Origin of the sequence: Hymenobacter terricola, from assembly GCF_017921975.2 — a bacterium.
In the GTDB taxonomy this organism is placed as follows: Bacteria; Bacteroidota; Bacteroidia; order Cytophagales; family Hymenobacteraceae; genus Hymenobacter; species Hymenobacter terricola.
In genome coordinates, this window is sequence record NZ_JAGEMO020000251.1 from 1 (window position 1) to 378 (window position 378).

The window sequence follows — 378 nt, forward strand, 5'->3', positions numbered from 1 at the left end:
AGCAAAAGAATTAAAGAAATTCAGAAAAATACGACTACAAACTAAATACTGCGTATGTTTGTAGTCTTGTTGTATTTTTCTGAATTTCTTTAATTCTTTTGAGTAACGACATCATCATCAACATCATCATCAGCGAACAGATCCATTCATCATCAACATCATCATCATCATCATCATCAGCGAACAGATCCATTCATCATCAACATCATCATCATCATCATCATCATCAACGACAACATCAACATCATCATCAAATCGGTGTTCGCTGCACTCACAAATTTTTTTTGAACTCAAACGCCGTATGGCTTATTTCGTAATCAGAGTAGCCCACCCACCCGTTGCGATTTGTGACTTTTGCCGTTTTTTTTCTTTCTTTCC

General features: G+C 36.0%; 1 protein-coding gene. It reads right to left on the minus strand.

Annotated features, from left to right (window positions below; translation table 11 throughout):
- Window positions 1–129 precede the first annotated feature (129 nt).
- Window positions 130–294, minus strand: coding sequence for a hypothetical protein (locus J4G38_RS28450; RefSeq protein ID WP_210522307.1), 165 nt, complete (start codon window positions 292–294; stop codon window positions 130–132).
- Between the last annotated feature and the right edge of the window lie 84 nt (window positions 295–378).